This is a genomic window from Cohaesibacter marisflavi (assembly GCF_963665895.2).
In the GTDB taxonomy this organism is placed as follows: domain Bacteria; phylum Pseudomonadota; class Alphaproteobacteria; order Rhizobiales; family Cohaesibacteraceae; genus Cohaesibacter; species Cohaesibacter marisflavi.
Window position 1 is genome coordinate 1,251,813 of record NZ_OY762534.1, and the last position, 15,596, is coordinate 1,267,408.

General features: G+C 51.7%; 8 protein-coding genes. 5 read left to right on the forward strand and 3 right to left on the reverse strand.

The window, feature by feature from the left end:
- Window positions 1-44: 44 nt before the first annotated feature.
- From ACKPCT_RS06840 to ACKPCT_RS06850, 3 genes are all read right to left on the reverse strand, one after another.
- Complete coding sequence (locus ACKPCT_RS06840) at window positions 45-1,373, reverse strand: homoserine dehydrogenase (protein ID WP_319568762.1); 1,329 nt, start codon at window positions 1,371-1,373, stop codon at window positions 45-47.
- A gap of 223 nt (window positions 1,374-1,596) precedes the next feature.
- The gene (locus tag ACKPCT_RS06845; RefSeq protein WP_090074745.1) at window positions 1,597-2,772 is read right to left on the reverse strand and encodes an LL-diaminopimelate aminotransferase; all 1,176 of its coding nucleotides are present in this window, start codon (window positions 2,770-2,772) and stop codon (window positions 1,597-1,599) included.
- Between the two features lie 231 nt (window positions 2,773-3,003).
- The gene (locus tag ACKPCT_RS06850) at window positions 3,004-3,375 is read right to left on the reverse strand and encodes a hypothetical protein (RefSeq protein ID WP_319568763.1); all 372 of its coding nucleotides are present in this window, start codon (window positions 3,373-3,375) and stop codon (window positions 3,004-3,006) included.
- Window positions 3,376-3,781: 406 nt separating this feature from the next.
- Here ACKPCT_RS06850 and phaC point away from each other — a divergent pair, with 406 nt between their 5' ends.
- The 5 genes from phaC (at window position 3,782) to ACKPCT_RS06875 (ending at window position 15,501) form a co-directional block, all read left to right on the forward strand.
- Complete coding sequence (gene phaC, locus ACKPCT_RS06855; RefSeq protein ID WP_319568764.1) at window positions 3,782-5,665, forward strand: class I poly(R)-hydroxyalkanoic acid synthase; 1,884 nt, start codon at window positions 3,782-3,784, stop codon at window positions 5,663-5,665.
- A gap of 326 nt (window positions 5,666-5,991) precedes the next feature.
- A complete protein-coding gene (locus ACKPCT_RS06860; RefSeq protein ID WP_319568765.1) occupies window positions 5,992-7,050 on the forward strand; it encodes an ABC transporter ATP-binding protein in 1,059 nt (352 codons plus the stop codon).
- A 657-nt stretch (window positions 7,051-7,707) separates the two neighbouring features.
- Window positions 7,708-13,188, forward strand: a complete 5,481-nt coding sequence (locus tag ACKPCT_RS06865; protein WP_319568766.1) for a glutamate synthase-related protein — start codon at window positions 7,708-7,710, stop codon at window positions 13,186-13,188.
- 58 nt (window positions 13,189-13,246) lie between these two features.
- On the forward strand, window positions 13,247-15,001 hold the full coding sequence (locus ACKPCT_RS06870; RefSeq protein WP_319568767.1) for a diflavin oxidoreductase: 1,755 nt from the start codon (window positions 13,247-13,249) through the stop codon (window positions 14,999-15,001).
- Window positions 15,002-15,192: 191 nt separating this feature from the next.
- Window positions 15,193-15,501: a YARHG domain-containing protein gene (locus ACKPCT_RS06875; RefSeq protein ID WP_319568768.1), complete on the forward strand. Its 309-nt coding sequence runs from the start codon at window positions 15,193-15,195 to the stop codon at window positions 15,499-15,501.
- Window positions 15,502-15,596: the final 95 nt, after the last annotated feature.

Sequence of the window (15,596 nt, forward strand, 5' to 3'; positions counted from 1 at the left end):
ATCGGCATTCAAGATAAAGCCATTGAATTGAAATTATTCCAATTTCACAATCTCTCAATTCTGATTACTTGTGGAGATGCTACCACATGTCCGTCACTGACGATCGTTTCGATCGCGGTGCGAATAGCTAATTCTGTTGTCTCATAGGTGATAAGAACAACATCCTGATGGTTCTTATCCTTTGAGTTTGTTTCACTTTTCTGTTCTACTTTATATTTTGCTTTTCTTTGAACTATACTTTCGAGTGAAATGCTCTGTTCAGCCATGCGATTTGCGATGGATGCAAAGACACCCGGCTGATCGCTAACCTTAAGACGTATGTAATATCCGCCTTCATGAGCACGCATACGAGCGCGCTTGTAGGGTTCCAATACGGACGCCGGACGTCCGAGTGGTTTCACCTCAAGACCACGGGCAATATCCACGATATCCGCGATTACGGCCGAAGCAGTTGCGTCGCCCCCTGCTCCCGGACCAGACAGCGTGATCGAGCCGATCGCATCGCCTTCAATGGCAACAGCGTTAGTGACGCCATCAATCTGTGCGATGGCGGAATCCTGAGGCACCATGGTTGGATGCACGCGCTGTTCGATACCGGAATCTGTCTTTTGTGCGACACCAAGCAACTTGATGCGATAGCCGAGCTCTTCGGCAGCAGCGATGTCGGCAGGCGTAATAGAGGTGATGCCTTCCAGGAAAATGGAGTCCACTTCGATCTCGTGACCGAATGCAAGGCTGGTAAGGATAGCAAGCTTATGGGCGGTATCGTTGCCCTCGACATCGAATGTCGGGTCCGCTTCAGCATATCCCAGACGCTGGGCATCCTTGAGGCATTCCTCGAAGGACAGTCCCTCATCTTCCATCCGCGTTAGGATGTAGTTGCAGGTGCCGTTTAGAATGCCATAGACGCGCGTTATATTGTTGCTCGTCAAACCTTCGCGGATAGCCTTGATGACTGGAATCCCCCCCGCGACGGCGGCTTCAAAGTTGATGGAGACATTATGCTCTTCGGCGAGTTTGGCCAGCTCGTTGCCATGTTTGGCAAGCAGCGCCTTGTTGGCCGTGATGACATGTTTGCCAGCCTTGATGGCAGCTCTTACGGCATCTTCTGCGGGGCCGCTATCGCCCCCGATCAATTCGACAAAAACATCGATTTTATCGCTTGTGGCCATTTCAACAGGATCTGTGTACCAATCGAACCCGGTCAGGTCGATGCCACGATCCTTGTTTTTGTTTTTTGCGGAAATCGCTTCAACACGGAGTGCTCGACTGGATTTGATGGCCAGTTCATTTTCCATGGAGACGAGACGTTTAAGGGCTGAAATGCCTACAGTGCCAAGACCAGCAAGGCCGAGCTTGAGAGGATCGCTCATTTAGTTTGTAGTCCGATAAGTCGAGTTTATTGTGCTTGCTGTTTTGTCAAATTAATTTCCGAAAGAAAAAAATTCATGAAATTCAAGAGCAAAACGGCTGTTGTTTAGAATAAATACGCAAGCCAACGACCATCCGCAAGAGCAATCTGGCTTTTGCCAGAATTGTGTGCATTCGCGGATGGCATTTTTGTTTCTATCTACAAGCGATCCTGAGGACTTATACTCAAGCAGAGGCCATGAAACGGCGGATGTTGCGGGCAGCCTGTCGGATGCGTTGCTCGTTTTCTACAAACGCAAGGCGAACATAGTCGTCCCCATATTCGCCAAAGCCGACGCCTGGAGCGACCGCAACATGGGCTTCCTCGACAAGGCGCTTGGCAAATTCCAGAGATCCGATGTCGCGGAATTGCTCAGGCACCTTCACCCAGGCAAACATGGTGGCATCCGGACTTGGTATCGGCCAGCCAGCGCGCGTAAAGCTCTCAACCATTACATCGCGGCGGTATTTGTAGACGTCCCGTGCTTCCTTGATGCAGTCTTCCGCCCCATTCAAGGCAGCCGCTGCGGCGACCTGAATAGGTGTAAAAGCACCATAATCAAGGTAAGATTTAACGCGAGTCAGGGCGCGGATCATCCGTTCGTTGCCAACAGCGAATCCCATGCGCCAGCCCGGCATGGAGAAGGTCTTGGATAGCGAGGTGAATTCAACCGCGATATCCTTGGCCCCTTCCACTTCCAGAATGGAGGGTGGCAAATCATCGCCAAAATATATCTCGGCATAAGCCAGATCGCTCAGAACCATGATGTCATGTTCCTTGGCGATCTTGACCACTTCCTTGTAGAAGTTGAGATCAACCGTGTAGGCCGTCGGATTGGACGGATAGTTGACGATGAGCGCGATCGGTTTTGGAATCGAATGGCGTACGGCACGGTCGATGGACCGGAAAAATTCCTCATTCGGTTCGGCCGGCATGGAGCGAACAACACCGCCGGACATGATGAAACCAAAGGAATGTATCGGGTAAGTCGGATTTGGCACGAGCACCACATCACCAGGGCTGGTGATGGCCTGAGCCATATTGGCAAAGCCTTCTTTCGAGCCGAGGGTAGCGACGATTTCGGTTTCAGGATTGAGCTTCACACCGAACCGACGTTCATAATAGGCGGCCTGTGCACGACGAAGGCCAGGAATGCCGCGTGACGTCGAATAGCGGTGTGTCCGGGGATCCTGGATCGTTTCGGTGAGCTTTTCCACGATATGCTTTGGTGTTGGCAAATCAGGATTGCCCATGCCCAGATCGATGATATCCGCGCCCGCCGCTCGCGCCTTCGCCTTAATCCGGTTGACCGGTTCAAAGACATAAGGAGGGAGACGGCGTATTTTATGGAACTCATCCATAGTTAGGCTCCTTGATATTAGGACAGGGACAGAATTGAAGGCTTAGCCTTGTGAAGTGTTGGTGAAAATGGCGCTAACCGGATTGGTTTGCCAGATCTAAATCAGTTTTTGCACATGGGAATTAGTCAATAAGATGGCCACATTAAATGTGGCTACCGACTCCGGACAGGATTCTTGGCAAATCGGCAACTTTGATCAAATGGTCAAATACCAAACAATACCAAGCGGATTTTACTGCTTCGCTCGCGCATTCAGTTGCAAGAGCTCTTCTTCCAATTTCTTTCTCTCTTCGGGCGCCAACAGCGAGGGATCCTTATCCTTGAGATTGGTGATCGCCGGATAGTCCGTTGTGTCGGGGCCTTCATTGAGAAGATCCAGAGAATAACCCAATTGGCTCGGCGCGAAAGGTACGCGCGCGATGGTTGACGCTTGCGCGTTGGAGATTTCGCCTGCCTGCGCATTGGCTGCATCAGGGGTTGATGCAGCATAGACGTCATTGGTATCGGTCAATTCCCCGCTCTCCAGATCGGAGTGTGTCGCAGAGCATCCTGCCAAAAACAAAACGAGAGAAGCGCTAAGAGCAAGGCCAATTTTCTCATTCATCGGTTTCATTCCTGTCAGAAGCGTGCCCGCTTTATGGATCTGTATTTCCAGGGAAAAGATACAGACTGATAAGGAAGCCAATCATGCTTCCTTTTCTATGAGATCACCATGATCTGCATGATACTACAATCAGCAGACTCATCCTGCTCCGAATTGTCGCATTAAAGCATCTATTTATGTCAATCGCCTGTAAATTCAAGAGTTCATCAGATTTTTAGATGTTTTAACCTGTCGACCATAGTGCGATCGGTGTCCTTGGCTATAATGCCAATGGCCTTGTTAATATGTGCTTGTCGGTGTTGTCTAAAGCATGCAAGCGATTATCTTGACCTTCCCGGCCTATCTCGGATTAAGGCACCAGGTCAGATGTTTCCCGTTAATGAATTGTGTGGATCGGCGGCTTTAGATGGTTGATGAGAAAGACAAGGACGATGACACAGCTGGGTCGCACGGCGCGGACAAGACTGCTGGTGCGTCTTCCTCTACCAGTGGAAGTGCGGGGCCGACGGATTTTTCCGATTTCATGATCCACGACCCAGAGAAATTTGCAGCCAACATCGCCAAGGTTGTTGAGCAGGCTGGCAAGGTTGCGTCCGCTTATCTTCGTCCGCGTGAAAATGGCATGGATACGCATACGGTTGACTATGTAAACCATATGGTGCGCACCTTTGGTAAAGTGACGCACTACTGGTCCTCTGATCCGGTGCGTGCGATGGAAGCGCAAACGCGACTTTGGGGGCGCTGTCTTGATCTTTGGGGAGCATCCAGTCGCAAGATGCTCGGAGAAGATGAAGAGGATGTCGCCTTTGCCGGCAAGGATGATTTGCGCTTTAATGATCCGGAATGGCAGAGTAATCCTTTCTTCTCATTCGTTAGGCAGCTCTATCTTATTGCGTCTCAGTGGGCCAATGAAATGGTCAGCGAGGCCGAGACGATTGATGACCACACCCGGCTCAAAGCGCTGTTTTACGTCAATCAGATAATCAATGCGTTCTCTCCCTCCAACTATGTCTTGACGAATCCCGAGCTGCTACGGGAGACGCTGGAAAATGACGGAGAGAATTTGATCCGCGGCATGCAGATGCTGGCCGAGGACATTCAGGCGGGCGGTGGCAATTTGCTCATCCGGCAGACGGATATCTCTGTGTTCGGTCTGGGAGAAAATATTGCCATCACGCCGGGCAAGGTGGTCGCCCAGAATGATATCTGCCAGCTTATCCAGTACGAACCCAACACCGACACAGTATTGAAAACGCCTCTCCTCATCCTCTCTTCATGGATCAATAAATATTACATTCTCGATCTCAATGAGCGCAAAAGCTTCATCAAATGGTGCGTGGAACAGGGCCACACTGTGTTTGCTGTCTCATGGGTCAATCCTGATGAAAGCCTGAAGCACAAGACCTTTGCAGACTATATGCAGGATGGTGTCATCAATTCCATTGAAACAATTCGGCAGATAACAGGCGAGGATCGCGTCAATACAGTCGGCTATTGCGTTGGTGGCACCTTGCTTTCTGCTGCGGCAGCCTATCTTGCAGCCAAAAATCTTGATTGGATCAACAGCATAACGCTCTTTGCTGCGCAGGTGGATTTCACCGAAGCGGGAGACCTCAAGATATTCATCGATGAAGAGCAACTCACCGAGCTGGAAAAGGTCATGAATGCGCAAGGCTATCTGGACGGCATGTCGATGGGCAATGTCTTTAACATGCTGCGGCCAAACGATCTGATATGGCCCTATTTCGTCAACAACTATATGCGGGGGCTTGAGCCGTTTCCCTTCGATCTTCTGTTCTGGAATCAGGACAGCACCCGCATGACGGCGGCTTGTCATTCCTATTATTTACGCAAGTGCTATCTGGAGAATGCGCTGGCAACGGGAACTATGATACTGGATGGTCTGCAGCTTCAACTTTCAGCAATCCGGTCGCCAATCTATTGCCTTGCCATGAAGGAAGACCACATCGCCCCTGCCCGCTCCGTATTCAAGGGGTGCAAGCTCTTTGGGGGACCGGTGGATTTTAGATTAGGCGGCTCGGGACATATTGCAGGCGTCGTCAATCCTCCAGAGCGTCGCAAATATCAATTCTGGCGTGGCGGCCCTGCAGAAGGTGCGCTAGGCGATTGGCTGGAACGTGCGCAGGAAACACAGGGCTCATGGTGGCCTGACTGGCACCGTTGGATTATTACCAAAGAAACATCTTGCGTCGATGCGCGCCCGGTAGGCTCGGAACAATATTCCCCGCTCGAAGACGCTCCAGGCAGCTATGTGAAACAGACATACTGACTACGGACTTTCTCGTTGAAGAGTTTCTTGTTTCAAATGAAACGGGTTGTACTTCCCGTTTCAGTTCGCTTGTCGTTTGCACAACCCCTTAAAAAATCTCACATTTTCAATGCCTTGCCAAAACCATCTAGCAAAGGGAACCCGATAGTGCGACCATGCAACTTGCTACATTAGTTTCATTTAAGCGTCATCGAACCGTAATATCCGGCTTTTTAAATGGTGGATTAAGACTCGTTCACCACATCTAGCAGAATCGATAGCAAGAAGAGATATGTCGCTATCCTCTGCGGCACCCCGTGGCGATTTGATAGCTATAGGAGACTACCGTGGCGAAGCTGACATACGACAATGTTTCTAAAAGCTTCGGCAATATCGAGGTTTTGAAATCCGTCTCACTCGATATTGAAGATGGCGAAATGATTGCCCTACTCGGTCCTTCCGGATGCGGCAAGACAACCATGCTGCGGCTGACGGCGGGGTTTGAGCGCCCCAACTTTGGCGCCATCTATAAAGGCAGCAGCGTCTTATCCGATGCGCGATGCCATTTGGCGCCAGAGAAACGCAATATGGGTATTGTATTTCAGTCCTACGCGCTGTGGCCCAACATGACGGTGGCCGAGAATGTCGCCTATCCTCTCAAGATACGCAAGATTCCCGAAGAGCAGATGGAGGCAATTCTTTTCGATGCACTTGATATGGTTTCTTTGCTAGACTTTGCGGACAAGGAACCCGCGACACTCTCTGGCGGGCAACGGCAGCGGGTGGCACTTGCTCGCTGTCTCGTCATGCAGCCAGATGCAGTGTTGCTCGACGAGCCCCTTTCCAATCTTGATGCTCATTTGCGTGAGGTAATGCAGAATTCCTTTGTCGAATTCCACGAGCGATCTGGCGCCACCATGGTTTATGTAACGCACGATCAGTCTGAGGCCATGGCCATGGCTGATCGCATTGCTGTGATGTTTGATGGTGAATTGGCGCAGGTCGATAAGCCGCAAAATCTTTATAGCCAGCCCAAAACCGAACGCGTAGCCCGTTTTATCGGGCAGAGTTCCATCCTGACAGGCTATCTGGAAAAGCGACAGGATGGATGCTGGCGCGATGTGGTTGTTCATGGACAGGAGTTCCGCACGCGGCAGGATCAATTTGTTGCATCACAGATGGAGGCCTGTCCGGTTAGCTTGTGCGTACGCCCCGAGCATATCAGGCTCGATCAGGAAAACGGATTGCCCGCGCGTGCTGTCGGCTCCACCTATCTAGGCGAGAGATATCGTATTTGCCTTGAGATGAGTGATGGAGCGGAAGTGGTTGCCTATAGCGGGCAATCGGCAAGGTTAGGCTCCAATATACGCTTTACCTTTGACGACGCGTGGGCAATTTTAAACTAGATCTCGCCGGGTTAGTCTCAAGTCAAAGACAGTCTATGCAAGCGCAATGATGGTGTTTCACAAAACTGGACTCGCGAACGATATGGCACAGAGAGTTTTTTGCTGATCGAGTGGATCAGCACTCTTGAGCAATGGAAATCATGAGGCCTATCGCCGCACATTTGCGGGCTTTTCTGCATATAATCAAACATCTTCAGCTTTGGAACGTTTGTATTTAATACACGGACCTGAAGAAACAATTGCGCAGAATGTGCGGAAAAATGACCGGCAAACGAAAAAATCGTCCGTTTTCATCTTTTATGAGCTTGACGCATTCCCCCATACCATTTACGCACAGCCTTAGTTCTGTGACATGAATTCTCGGCATCTGTTTTAAAGAGTAAAATAGATGATCGGGGTTTTTGCGCCCCTTTTTGCAAGAGTTGAGCTATAATTGTCTGTATAACTCAGGTTTCACAGCCTTTTATTACGCGATAGTTCAATGGCGCAGGCACCTTCCAAGGTGCAATGCAAAGCGGAACCGTCGAGCGGTATGCTCGTCGTCATTACGGATCACTGCAATGGTCCGGTTTCGGATAAAGACGACGATCTCGCACTTTGGTCCATATTTTGGACCGGACTTAGAGGTCGCGCCCTTAAAAAGTGAGGATAAGCGGTTTGGAACAGTCTCAGAATCAATTCGGCCTGTATGACCATAGCTTTGAAAAAAGCAGCTGCGGTGTTGGCTTCTTGACTTACAAATCCGGCGTTCAAACCCATGATGTTCTTTTGAAGGCGAACGAAGCTTTGTGCACCGTTCCCCATCGTGGCGGCATGAGCGCGGAAGGTGTCGGCGATGGCGCTGGCGTTTGCGTTGATTTGTCTCTGTCTTTCTTCCGCAAGATCACAGGCCTCCCCACTTTGGAACTGGGCGAATTCGGCGTTGGCAACTTCTTCCTGCCAGAGCTGAAAAAGAACTGGGATGCTGCAGACAAGCTGATCAAGGAAAGCCTTGAAAAGAATGGTTTGCGCATCGTTCTTGTACGCGATGCTCCGGTGAACAATTCGGTCATTCGCCCGGCAGCCTTGAAATATATGCTGACGGTGCATCAGGTTGTTTTCATTAAAGATGAAACGATGGATGCCAAGACCTTTGACCGCAAGATTCATGATGCGCTAATGGCCATTGAAGCCGTGGCTTATCTGGATCCTGACCTCAAGGGGCTTTACCCGCTTTCCATGTCTGCGCATACGCAGGTCTATAAGGGCCGCCTCAACTCGAACGAGGTCATCCCCTATTTTTACGATCTGACCGATGAGGATCACAAGATCCACTCGCTGTTCTTCCATACGCGTTTCTCCACCAACACCGAGCCGCAGCCTTCCATGGCGCAGCCGTTCCGTTTGATGGCGCATAACGGCGAGCTCAACACGGACAAGAAGAACCGTCTCTCTGAAGCAACCATTGCCCAGATGAAAAATCAGCAGATCTATTCCCCTCCCGGGCAGTCTGATTCTGCGCGTCTTGACCAAACGCTGGAGCGTCGTCTGATTGAGGACGATCTTGATCTGATCACGGCTGTTGTGGCCATGATGCCGCCAGCTTGGGAGAATGACACGCGTTTTCCCGAAGATGTTCGCGTGATGCTCGAATATTTCTCTCTTTATGAAGAAAAGAATGACGGACCGGCCGCTTTGATCTTCGGTAACGGCAATGTCGTGGGTGCGCGCCTTGACCGTTTGGGCCTGCGCCCTCTCCGCTCTGTAGAGACGGACGAATATCTTTGTGTGATGTCAGAAGCCGGTCAGGTTGATTTCGATCCTGAAAGCATCCTGCGGCGTGGACGCATCGAAGCTGGTGGCATGCTCTACTATGATCATGAGGCCAAGCAGTCCTTTACGTCTGATGAAGCCCTCAAGATGCTCGCCTCAAAGCGCGACTATCGTTCGCTGCTAGAGAAAGCCCGCAAAAATCTTGATGATCTGCCGCGCACAGATGGCAAAACCAAGGTTGCGGAATCCTTCACCGATGTTCAGCGTTCGGTTGCCTATGGTCTCAACCAGGAAAGCTTCAAGTTCCTGCTCGATCCGATGATGCAGACCGGCAAGGAAAAGATTTCGGCTATGGGCTACGGCGTAGCGATCAACGCGCTGACCGATCAGGAAGGCGGCATGTCGAAATATTTCTCCCAGCGCTTTGCTCAGGTCACCAACCCGCCGCTCGACAGTTTACGCGAAGCAGACGGCATGACCTTGCGTGTTGCCCTGGGTGCGAAGCCACATTTTAACAAAGGCGAAACCAAGCAGTTGGTCGTTCCAACGCCGGTGCTTTCGCCAGATGATCTGGCTGCCATTCGGGCGCAAGGCGATGTGGAAGTCACCGAAATCGCCATGACCTTCCTTGTTGATCACAAAGCCAACAAGACAAAGGCACAGGACGATCTCATCGCCGCCGTTGATGCCGTTTGCGATGAGGTGGAAGAAGCTGCGCGCGAAAAGGGTGGCATCGTCATCCTGTCCGACGCGATGGTGGACGAGAAAAGAGCCGCCATTCCTCTGCCTTTGATGATTTCGGCTGCCAACCAGCGCCTAATTGAACAGGGCGTGCGCTTCCGTGTGTCTCTTGTTGCGGAAAGTGGTCAGATTGCCTCTGCCCATCAGATCGCGACGGCTCTGGGCTTTGGTGCCTCGGCTGTTATGCCGATCGTCGTGGAAGCCCGCGCCATGGAGTTTGCTAAGGGCGACCTTGACGCTGCCAAGGCAAATATCAAGCAGTTCATCTACGCGGCCAACAAATCCCTCATGAAGACCATGGGTAAGGTTGGCCTCTGCACCGCGGAGAGCTACATTGGCGGTGAATTCTTTGAGCCGAACTTCCTTGATACCGACGAAGCCATTCTGAAACGCTACTTCCCCAACATGAAGAACACGGTTGGTGGCGTTGACTTTGCTTCTGTTGCAAAAAGCGTTGTTGATTGGCACATTCGCGCGTGCGAAGTCAAAACCGAAGATGACATTCCTCTGCTCGGCCTCTTTAAAGAGCGTTCCGAGGGGGCCGGTCATACCTATGGTACGTTGGCTGTTCGCGGGTTCGTCGAAATGACCGAAGAGCCGATCCAGTCGGATTTGTCCGCACCTGAAAAGGGCGATGCAAATGTCAATGATCTGCGCCTTCTGCCGGTTGAAAAACTCAAGGATGCTTATGGCAAGAGTTCGGATTCCTATCGGAACACCAGCTTTGGTCGCCGCACGCCGGAGGAAATCGACGCCTTCAAGATCACGCCAAATTATCGCAAATTTGCACTGGAACTGGCCAAGGAACGTGAAGCACGTCCTGCGGCTCTGCGTGACGTGCTGAGCTTCCCAACGGATATCAGCTGGGCAACCACGGCAGATGAATTTCAGCACGAACTGTTCCGGCATGATCTGATCGGCAACAACAACTTCTATGTGCGTGGCTTGCGGGTTCATCACAACAAGGACGACAGCTTTACGGCCTTCTTTGCGAGCAAATATAGCCACGAAAGACTGGTCGCCCTTTCTGTAGCCCTGAAAAAACAGTTCGGTGACGAGTTGCTCACCATGGAAACTGATGGCGAACATATTCATATCACCGCCAAAGGGCTTGCGCATAACTATCTGGCCAACCACAAGCGCCCGAATGGCAAGCTGGCTCTGAACAAAGTGCAGCCTGCTCACGAAATTACGGCGATGCTTGCTTCTGGCGCCATGTCTCACGGGGCTTTGGTCGCTCCAGCTCATGAAGCCGTTGCCCATGGTGCAAATATGGTTGGTGCATTCTCCAACTCTGGTGAAGGTGGCGAGCATTATTCCCGTTATGGCACGATCCGCTCTTCGAGCATCAAGCAGCTTGCATCCGGTCGCTTTGGCGTTTGGACCGGCTATCTGGCTGACCCGACGCTGGAAGAAATCGAGATCAAGATCGCACAGGGTGCTAAGCCGGGTGAAGGTGGCCAGCTTCCGGGCAAGAAGGTAACGGTCGAGATTGCTGCCGCACGTGGCGGCACGCCGGGTGTTGAGCTTATCTCGCCTCCTCCACATCATGACACCTATTCCATTGAGGATCTGGCTCAGCTCATTCATGACGCCAAGGCGGCACGTGTAAGAGTTATCGTCAAGCTCGTGTCCTCTGAAGGCATCGGCACGATCGCTGTGGGTGTTGCCAAGGCTGGTGCTGACGTCATCAACATTGCCGGTAACACCGGTGGTACGGGGGCCGCAGCTGTTACCTCGCTCAAAAACACGGGCCGTGCAGCCGAGATCGGTCTTGCTGAAGTGCATCAGGCACTCTGCGCCAACGGTCTGCGAGACAAGGTCATTCTGCGTTGCTCCGGCGCTCATCAGACCGCAACGGATGTGATCAAGTCCTGCCTGCTTGGTGGCGACAGCTTCGAGTTTGGTACGACGGCCTTGATGATGCTCAAATGCGTCATGGCGAAAAACTGTAACGTCAAATGCCCTGCAGGCCTGACGACAAACTCAGAAGTGTTCGATGGTGACCCGCGCGCTCTTGGACAGTATCTGATGAATATCGCCCATGAATGCCGCGAGATTCTCTCAAATCTCGGCTTCAAGAGCATGCGTGAAGCCCGTGGCCGCTCAGACTATCTGCACCTGATCAAGCATCCAAGCGCGATCGGTCAGATGGATCTGCGCAACATGCTGCAAGTGGTCAAAGAAGTTCACATCAAAGAGCCGGTTTATCTGGAAGCGCATTTTGAAATTGACGATATGCTCTTGAAGGAATTCAAGAACAAGGCTGTTCAGCGCCATCACAGAAATGCAAAGCTCGTTGTTGAGAAGAAATTGGACAACCGCAACAAGACCGTTGGTGGCCAGTTGGCGATTGACATCGAACGCATGCTGCAGCACGAAATTTCTGAAAAGCATGTGAAGTCCATGCCGATGGTCTATACCGATGATCGCGGGCGCAACATGCTCAAGCCAGAAACGCTGGAAATCCACACGCACGGTTCAGCTGGCCAGTCTTTTGCGGCCTTCTGTAACTCCGGCATGGTGTTCCATCATGTCGGCACCTGTAACGATGGTGTCGGCAAGGGCGCATCTGGTGGCAACATCGCCATCCATACGCCGGGTGGTGGTACAGAAGAAAACTATCTGATCGGCAACTTCGCTCTCTTTGGCGCCTCTGGCGGGTCTCTGTTTGTTGAAGGGGGCGCTGGCGACCGCTTTGGCGTTCGTAACTCCGGGGCAACCGCAGTTGTCGAAGGGGTTGGTGACTTCTGCGGCGAATATATGACCAACGGAGCCATCATGAACCTTGGCGGCTTTGGCAAGGGCTTCTGTAACGGCATGTCCGGTGGTGTTGCCTACCAGTATGATCCTTATGATCAGCTGGAAGCCCTCTACAGCCATGACTCGGTCAAGCTGCATCGTCTTGACGGCGATAGTGACCGGGCCAAGCTCCACCAGATCGCAGTCAAGCGCCTGCTGCGTCATCACGTGAAGTTCACCGGTTCTGAAAAAGCCAAGTTCCTTCTGGAAAATTTTGATACTGAAATGGCTAACTTCAAGTTCGCCACGCCGTTGGCGCTTGAAACCTATCAGAATTATGAAGCTATTCTGAAGGCCAAACCACGCAAGGAACTGACCGAAGAGCTAGCAAACGCACTGGTTTCGTACCAACTGCGCAAGTTCAAGCTGGCCTATCGGGATGGCAAGGTGATTGCGAACGGCATCATTCCTCAGCAAGGTGAAACTGACACCAAGCTGATGTATGAGCTGATCAACAATTTCACCGTGATCAACATGGCCCAGCAGATCGTCAAAGGGCGCTATCGCGGCGCTGAAATCAGTGCGGAAACGCTCAATAGCGGTGTTCGCAAGCTAATCCTCACCGAGGATTTCACCCTGATGACGAAATTGTCCGGCATCGCGCGCAAGGCTCTGGAAGACTATTCAGATCTGGAACTGGCCGTGCTGGTTTCTGACAAGCGCATGAAGGACTATAAAACGGCTCTGTCCAACCGTAACGTCCGCCTGATGGATTCCATCGGGACATATGGTTGGATCCTGCTTCAGGATCGGTTGAACCGCAAAGCCATGGGCGAGTTGCCGGATTTCGAAAGCTTGTTTGCCGCGACTTCCAGCCAGGAACTGGTCAAGCAGGTGCCATGAGCACCTGCTTTCCAAGACGTCCTTTCGATATCAATTTCAATTGACGGATCAATGAGAGATGACCATACCTTTCCTTCCTGATGACTCCCCTTTTTCTGAAGACCAGAAGTCCTGGTTAGCTGGCTTCTATGCGGGGCTGCACACCCAGATGCTCGCCGGCAAAAAGTCCTCTACGTCCGAATCCCAATCGACCATTACCGCTCACATCCTTTTCGGTACCCAGACAGGGAACTCGGAAGGGTTGGCTGAAGATTTCGCCGCCACGCTCAAGGCAGAAGGCGTCAACGCCGTTGTCGCCTCGCTGGATGATGTGGAAGTATCCGCGCTGGTCGAAATGAATTATGTTTTCCTGATTACCTCCACCTATGGTGAAGGGGAAATGCCTGATAACGCGCAACTCTTCTGGGATGCCCTTAAGGCGGCGGACGCCCCTCGCCTTGAACATATGCATTTCTCTGTTCTGGCGCTGGGTGATACCGCCTATGACGGCTATTGCGAAGCCGGTAAGCAGTTTGACCTGCGGTTCGAACAACTGGGTGCCAAGCGTTTGGCGGCTCGTGTGGACTGCGACGTCGACTTTGAAGAAAGTGCTGACGGCTGGATGGCCTCAGCGCGCGAAGAACTGGCAAAACACAAGCCCGAAGACGCAGGTGGGCCAATCCCGCATAGCGCTGCGGCGGCTGCCAAGCCGGCCAAATCTAAATGGACGCGCAAGAACCCGTTTGAAGCGCCGGTTACGGTCAATCATCTGCTTTCCGGTGAAGGCTCCGCGAAAGAAATTCGCCATTACGAATTTGATCTTTCCAACGATGGACCAAACTATGTTGCAGGCGATGCCCTGAACATTATCCCGACCAACGACCCTGCCCTCGTCTCAGAGTGGCTGGACTATTTGGGTGTGTCCGGAGATACCGCTGTATCCGGCAAAGACAAGTCGCTTGAAGAACTGCTGTTCAGCCAGTTGGAGATTTCAACACCGTCCAGTGAATTCATCAAGGCCATTGCGGCTCGCACGGATGATGAGCATCTCCAGCATATTGTCGACTTCAACGACAAAGAGGCGATGGAAGCGTATTTGTGGTCCAAGGATGCTCTGGATATTGCAAGACTGCATCCCAAAGCACGCTTTTCGGTTGATGAGCTGATCAAGCTCTTCAAACCTTTGCAGCATCGTGCCTATTCTATCTCCTCCAGCTCGAAGATGTTTGCAGACAGCGTGCATCTAACAATTGCTTCCGTACGCTATGAAAGCCATGGGCGCAAACATGGTGGCGTTGCATCCTGTTTTCTTGCTGATCGTGTCGGTAATGAAAAATCCAAGGTTTTTGTTTCGCCCAACAAGAGCTTCCGCGTGCCAGAAAACAACGATGTTCCCATGATTATGGTTGGACCGGGAACTGGTATCGCTCCGTTCCGCGCCTTCCTTCAGGAACGTCAGGCAATCGGAGCCAAGGGCTATAACTGGCTATTCTTTGGTGACCAGCATGAAAAGACCGATTTCATCTACAAGGACGAATTGACCAAGATGCAATCTGACGGCATTCTGAACCGGCTGGATCTTGCCTTCTCTCGCGATCAGGCTGAGAAGATCTATGTCCAGACCCGTATGCAAGAGCATGCTAAGGATCTTTACGCTGCACTCGAAGAAGGTGGTCATTTTTATGTCTGTGGCGATGCCTCTCGGATGGCCAAAGACGTGGATCGCGCCTTGCACAAGGTGATTTCAGAACAGGCTGGTCTCAGCTCAGACGGTGCCATGGACTATGTCAACCTGATGAAAAAGGAAAAGCGATACGTTCGCGACGTCTATTGATCCGATCGAGAATAACCAACAAGAAAGCCAGCCTGCAAAGCTGGCTTTTTTATTGCGCGCCCTGTTCCTGCACCATTTTGACCGCCTAGTACAGGTGATCAATGTTATGTCGGCATTTTTCGGGATATACTAATATCTCAAGACGGTAAGCGGATTGCGGCCGTAGGGCCATTGATCAAGGGGATAGATTAATGAAAAAGGCTCGGTTATTTTCTTCCATCATGATGGCTGCTGGCATCATGTTCATATCACCATTGTTGGACGGAGCGCTGGGACCAAACAAGGCCGCTGCGCAGGGCTATCGCAACATGACCTGTGGCGAGCTTTGGTATGCCCGCAATGCCATTTTCGCTCGACAAGGATATTGCTTCAAAACCGCCAGAGCACGACAGGTCTTTGGCCCGCGATGCTATGCTCCATGGGGGCGTTTGACACCGGGGCAACAAAGACGCGTTGACACCATCGTCTATTGGGAAAGACGGTTTGGCTGCCGTCGCTGACGCGAATGATAATTGGAAACCAAAAGGAATGGCCTGTCGGCATGAAGCTGACGGGCCATTTCTGCATCCTGACACATATTGCGAAACGGTAAGAT

What these genes read in the sequence shown, in the direction of transcription:
- phaC (WP_319568764.1), top strand. Translation starts at nt 3,782, where the DNA reads ATGGTTGATGAGAAAGACAAGGACGATGACACAGCTGGGTCGCACGGC.
- ACKPCT_RS06875 (WP_319568768.1), top strand. Translation starts at nt 15,193, where the DNA reads ATGAAAAAGGCTCGGTTATTTTCTTCCATCATGATGGCTGCTGGCATC.
- ACKPCT_RS06850 (WP_319568763.1), bottom strand. Translation starts at nt 3,375, where the DNA reads ATGAATGAGAAAATTGGCCTTGCTCTTAGCGCTTCTCTCGTTTTGTTT.
- ACKPCT_RS06845 (WP_090074745.1), bottom strand. Translation starts at nt 2,772, where the DNA reads ATGGATGAGTTCCATAAAATACGCCGTCTCCCTCCTTATGTCTTTGAA.
- ACKPCT_RS06840 (WP_319568762.1), bottom strand. Translation starts at nt 1,373, where the DNA reads ATGAGCGATCCTCTCAAGCTCGGCCTTGCTGGTCTTGGCACTGTAGGC.
- ACKPCT_RS06870 (WP_319568767.1), top strand. Translation starts at nt 13,247, where the DNA reads ATGACCATACCTTTCCTTCCTGATGACTCCCCTTTTTCTGAAGACCAG.